Consider the following 5,000-nt stretch of genomic DNA (forward strand, 5'->3'; position numbering starts at 1 on the left):
GTATAATGAAAAAAGAACTCAAGAAAACCACCGTCGCGCTGGCCGTTATCGGATCGGTCTTGCTGAGCTCGGTCGTTCCGGCCTCTGCCCAGAACCGCACTGTTCAACACACCGCCAACAGCGCGCTCGCCTGCGTCAACAGCGGCCTTTGCCCTAAGCCTTTGTCCAACGCGATCCGCGCCTGGGACCGCGCAGGCTGGGAGGCTGGCAACTTCATGAACAGCCGTCAGGGTTTGCCGCAGGTTCAGTACCCCGGCACGCGTCGCTGATCTGAGACCGAAAGGGGGCGGGCGTAAGCTCGCCCCACTATCCATTCATTCAGAAAGGAAAATCCAATGAAACGTCTGCTTATCTTAGGCCAAGCCTCTGTGATGGCTGCCCTCCTGTCAATCGGCTCGGCTACCGAAATCAATGCGCGCATCCTGACCCCAATGGGCGCGGGTATTGATCGGGGCTGCCGCATCTGCGCACTTTACCCGTGCAGGCGCGCTCCCGATACCCGCAACTTCGTCGTCCCCTACACGGGCAATAACTGCCCCCTGATCAACCGCCCTCAATCCTGCGGCGAGGACCGCATCCGCTGATCAGGTTGCCACAGGTTGCTTGCCACACCCCCGGTGCTACCGCTCCGAGGGTGATTGCTTTCAGGGTCCCCGCTGAATCGGGGCGCTGGTCGGCTCGGTCGTTCAGCGCAATTCGGTTCGTCAAAACCGGATATCTGCCGCTGGCCAGCGCGGCGTGCAGTGCCTGCAGGCGGGATTCGGCGATGGCGTCAATGATCACGCCGTCGCCGTCCGGACCACCATGGCGTGACTTGACCTTTTGCCAGCCTGCCCACAGCCTTTACCTTGGCCCCGCCGACCGCGATGAACTTATAGCTTCGATAACCAACCGCAACACTGAGCTACTCCCCGACTCTTGGACAGTTTTCCGGCTGACTTAAGCTACTGCCTGCACCTGCTGATCGGTTTGGGTTGCGTTGAAGTAGACTACGGCGGGCGGTTGACCGCCATGGGCGGCGTGGGGCCACAGATCGTTGTAGAAAGTGATCCAGCGCCCGACATCGGCACGTGCTTGTGATCCGGTGTCCCAGGCGTGCAAGTAGACGCATTCGTATTTCAGTGACCGCCATAAGCGATAGATGAAGATGTTGTCCAGATAGCGGCCTTTGCCGTCCATGGAGATTGTGGTTTTGGCCCGCTTCAGCCGGTCGGTCCAATCGAAGGAGGTGAACTGGCTGGCCTGGACTGTCCGTGTTCATGATTTCGGGTGGGCCAAACTTGTGGAATGCTCAACCGCCCAATGCACGAAGACGCGCTTGAACACCTTTGTCGCACGAAGACGCGCTTGAACACCTTTGTCTTGGTCAAACCGATAGCGCCGTGCTCCTGGGCGTACTGCAACGTCAACCGCGCCGCGCGCAGGAAGGGCGAATGCGCGAGATCGGGGTGATCATCGGAGATGAATACGGAACTCGATCATGGCTGGATGCTGCCACAAGGTTTGCGGGCAGGCCAAACGCAAAAAGGCCCCCTGTTTGAGGGAGGACTCGTCAAACGTTGACAAGGCGTTGACAAGAACCGCCCAAGCAAAAGCCCGACTGATTAGGTCGGGCTTTAAGCATTTGATTTGGCGTTGTTTTTTGGTTGCGGGAGTAGGATTTGAACCTACGACCTTCAGGTTATGAGCCTGACGAGCTACCGGGCTGCTCCATCCCGCGCCATTGTGGCGCACCTAATTATGGTTAGGTGCATCGTAAGAGAGATACGCTTGCTGTGAGGCAAGCTTTGCGATGTTTATTAGGTTTGGCAGTGACTTACTCTCCCACGTCTTAAGACGCAGTACCATCAGCGCTGCGGCACTTAACGGCCGAGTTCGGGATGGGATCGGGTGTTTTGCTCGCGCTATGACCACCAAACCAAAAAAACAACGCCAGATCAAAGCGACCCGGTTTCGATCTGGGTGAGCAAGGCACGTTTGCGTAGCAAATGTGCAGCTCACTCAGTTGCTGTGAGGCACCTCTTTCCAATGGTGTTGGTTAAGGTGCCCCGAGCTACCGGGCGTTCTGTTTGTTCCAAGTCTTATACGACTGTTGGTGTTTGTGTATGTATCCTGATTTTTCGCCAGTCTTACTATTACTGGATCAAATCAAGCCTATCGGGCAATTAGTACCAGTCAACTGAACGCGTTGCCGCGCTTACATCTCTGGCCTATCGACGAGGTGGTCTACCTCGGCCCTCAGGGATACCTTGTTTTGAAGGGGGCTTCCCGCTTAGATGCCTTCAGCGGTTATCCTGTCCGATCATAGCTACCCTGCACTGCCGTTGGCACGACAACAGGTCCACCAGTGGATCGTTCACCCCGGTCCTCTCGTACTAGGGGCAACTCTTCTCAAGTATCCTACACCCACGGAAGATAGGGACCGAACTGTCTCACGACGTTCTAAACCCAGCTCACGTACCTCTTTAAACGGCGAACAGCCGTACCCTTGGGACCTGCTCCAGCCCCAGGATGAGATGAGCCGACATCGAGGTGCCAAACGGTGCCGTCGATATGGACTCTTGGGCACCATCAGCCTGTTATCCCCAGCGTACCTTTTATCCGTTGAGCGATGGCCCTTCCACTCGGGACCACCGGATCACTATGGCCGTCTTTCGACTCTGCTCGACTTGTCAGTCTCGCAGTCAGGCTGGCTTCTGCCATTGCACTCAACGAGCGATTTCCGACCGCTCTGAGCCAACCTTCGCGCGCCTCCGTTACAATTTGGGAGGCGACCGCCCCAGTCAAACTACCCACCACGCAGGGTCCCGGACCCGGATAACGGGCCGCGGTTAGACATCAAGCAAGATAAGGGTGGTATCTCAAGGGAGGCTCCACAGGAACTGGCGTCCCTGCTTCAAAGCCTACCACCTATCCTGCACATATCGTGCCTGATGCCAATGCGAAGCTATAGTAAAGGTGCATGGGGTCTTTCCGTCTAACCGCGGGTATCCTGCATCTTGACAGGAAATTCAATTTCGCTGAGTCCACATTTGAGACAGCGGGGAAGTCGTTACGCCATTCGTGCAGGTCGGAACTTACCCGACAAGGAATTTCGCTACCTTAGGACCGTTATAGTTACGGCCGCCGTTTACCTGGGCTTCAATTCGGAGCTTGCACTCCTCCTTTTAACCTTCAGGCACCGGGCAGGCGTCAGACCCTATACGTCGTCTTACGACTTCGCAGAGCCCTGTGTTTTTAGTAAACAGTCGCCACCCCCTGGTTTGTGCCCCCGCCCAAAACTTGCGTTCTGAACGGGCCTCCTTCTCGCGAACTTACGGAGGTATTTTGCCGAGTTCCTTAAATGTGGTTCTCTCAAGCGCCTTGGTATTCTCTACCAGTCCACCTGTGTCGGTTTAGGGTACGATCTAGCGGAGGGCTATTTCCAGGAACCTCTAAACGGCCTCCCCAATCCGATAAGGGGAAACAATCTTCGAGATCCGTCACATCCTCCTGGCCCAGGAATATTAACCTGGTTCCCATCGACTACGCCTTTCGGCCTCGCCTTAGGGGTCGGCTTACCCTGCTCAGATTAGCTTTAAGCAGGAACCCTTGGACTTTCGGCGAGGGAGTCTCTCACTCCCTTTGTCGCTACTCATGTCATCATTCTCACTAGTGATCTCTCCACCGGATCCCTCACAGGCCGGCTTCACAGAAAGCTCCCTGCGTCCAATATACCCCGAAGGGCATTAAAGACGCTTGGAACTATGTCACACTACGCTCTGCTACCATGCAATAAATTGCATCCCAGACTTCGGCTCATGGCTTGAGCCCCGTTACATCTTCGCCGCAGGACAACTTATTTAGACCAGTGAGCTGTTACGCTATCTTTAAAGGATGGCTGCTTCTAAGCCAACCTCCTGGTTGTTTTGGTCGTCCCACTTGCTTTCCCACTTAGCCATGAATTAGGGGCCTTAGTCGTAGGTTAGGGTTGTTTCCCTCTTCACAACGGACGTTAGCACCCGCTGTGTGTCTGCCGGATATTACTCCTCGGTATTCGGAGTTTGGTTAGGATCAGTAAGACGGTGAGTCCCCATTACCCATCCAGTGCTCTACCCCCGAGGGTATTCGTCCGACGCTCTACCTAAATAGATTTCGCAGAGAACCAGCTATCTCCGAGTTTGATTGGCCTTTCACCCCTAGGCACACCTCATCCCGACCTTTTTCAACAGGTGTGGGTTCGGACCTCCAGTTAGTGTTACCTAACCTTCATCCTGGACATGCCTAGATCACTCGGTTTCGGGTCTAATGCATCTAACTCAATCGCCCTATTCAGACTCGCTTTCGCTGCGCCTACACCTAACGGCTTAAGCTTGCTAGATACACTAAGTCGATGACCCATTATACAAAAGGTACGCTGTCAGGTCTCAAGGACCCTCCAACTGATTGTAGGCGTTCGGTTTCAGGTACTGTTTCACTCCCCTCGTCGGGGTGCTTTTCACCTTTCCCTCACGGTACTGGTTCGCTATCGGTCAGTAAGGAGTACTTAGCCTTCGAAGGTGGTCCTCCGATGTTCAGACAGAATTTCACGTGTTCCGCCCTACTTAATACGTCCAATCATGCTTCTTATACGGGACTGTCACCCACTCTGGTTGTGCTTTCCAACACATTCTAATCACATTCATGGCTCGGCTGGTCCCCGTTCGCTCGCCGCTACTAGGGGAGTATCTGTTGATTTCCTTTCCTCCGGGTACTTAGATGTTTCAGTTCCCCGGGTTTGCTTTTGTAAACCTATGTATTCAGTCTACAAATACCTGGTTTTGCTCATTATTAGCTGCTCCGAAGAGCAATAATAACAAACAATCAGGTGGGTTGCCCCATTCGGAAATCCATGGATCAAAGCTTATTCTCAGCTCCCCATGGCTTATCGCAGAGTATCACGTCCTTCATCGCCTCTTACTGCCAAGGCATCCACCAAACGCCCTTTTCGCGCTTGATTTGATCCAGAAAAAGCAAGGCTT

2 protein-coding genes, 1 tRNA gene, 2 rRNA genes and 2 pseudogenes are annotated in these 5,000 nt (G+C 54.4%); 2 read left to right on the forward strand and 5 right to left on the reverse strand.

Going from position 1 to position 5,000, the window contains the following annotated elements; translation table 11 throughout:
- Both H147_RS20165 and H147_RS0118955 read left to right on the forward strand, forming a co-directional pair.
- Positions 1 to 269: hypothetical protein (locus H147_RS20165; RefSeq protein ID WP_026352692.1), on the forward strand; the 269-nt coding region annotated here is incomplete at its 5' end.
- A 66-nt stretch (positions 270 to 335) separates the two neighbouring features.
- Positions 336 to 584: a hypothetical protein gene (locus H147_RS0118955; protein ID WP_019956962.1), complete on the forward strand. Its 249-nt coding sequence runs from the start codon at positions 336 to 338 to the stop codon at positions 582 to 584.
- 355 nt (positions 585 to 939) lie between these two features.
- Here the strand turns inward: H147_RS0118955 and H147_RS20170 are convergent.
- The 5 genes and pseudogenes from H147_RS20170 to H147_RS0118980 all read right to left on the reverse strand — a co-directional run.
- Positions 940 to 1,276 (reverse strand): annotated as a pseudogene (locus tag H147_RS20170) (transposase); the annotation flags it as partial.
- Positions 1,277 to 1,334: 58 nt separating this feature from the next.
- Positions 1,335 to 1,482: pseudogene (locus H147_RS21640) on the reverse strand (hypothetical protein); the annotation flags it as partial.
- Between the two features lie 161 nt (positions 1,483 to 1,643).
- Positions 1,644 to 1,720: transfer RNA gene (locus H147_RS0118970), tRNA-Met, on the reverse strand.
- An 83-nt stretch (positions 1,721 to 1,803) separates the two neighbouring features.
- Positions 1,804 to 1,918: ribosomal RNA gene (gene rrf, locus H147_RS0118975) — 5S ribosomal RNA — on the reverse strand.
- A 226-nt stretch (positions 1,919 to 2,144) separates the two neighbouring features.
- Positions 2,145 to 4,978: ribosomal RNA gene (locus H147_RS0118980) — 23S ribosomal RNA — on the reverse strand.
- Positions 4,979 to 5,000 lie beyond the last annotated feature (22 nt).

It is taken from the genome of Yoonia vestfoldensis DSM 16212 (assembly GCF_000382265.1).
In the GTDB taxonomy this organism is placed as follows: domain Bacteria; phylum Pseudomonadota; class Alphaproteobacteria; order Rhodobacterales; family Rhodobacteraceae; genus Yoonia; species Yoonia vestfoldensis.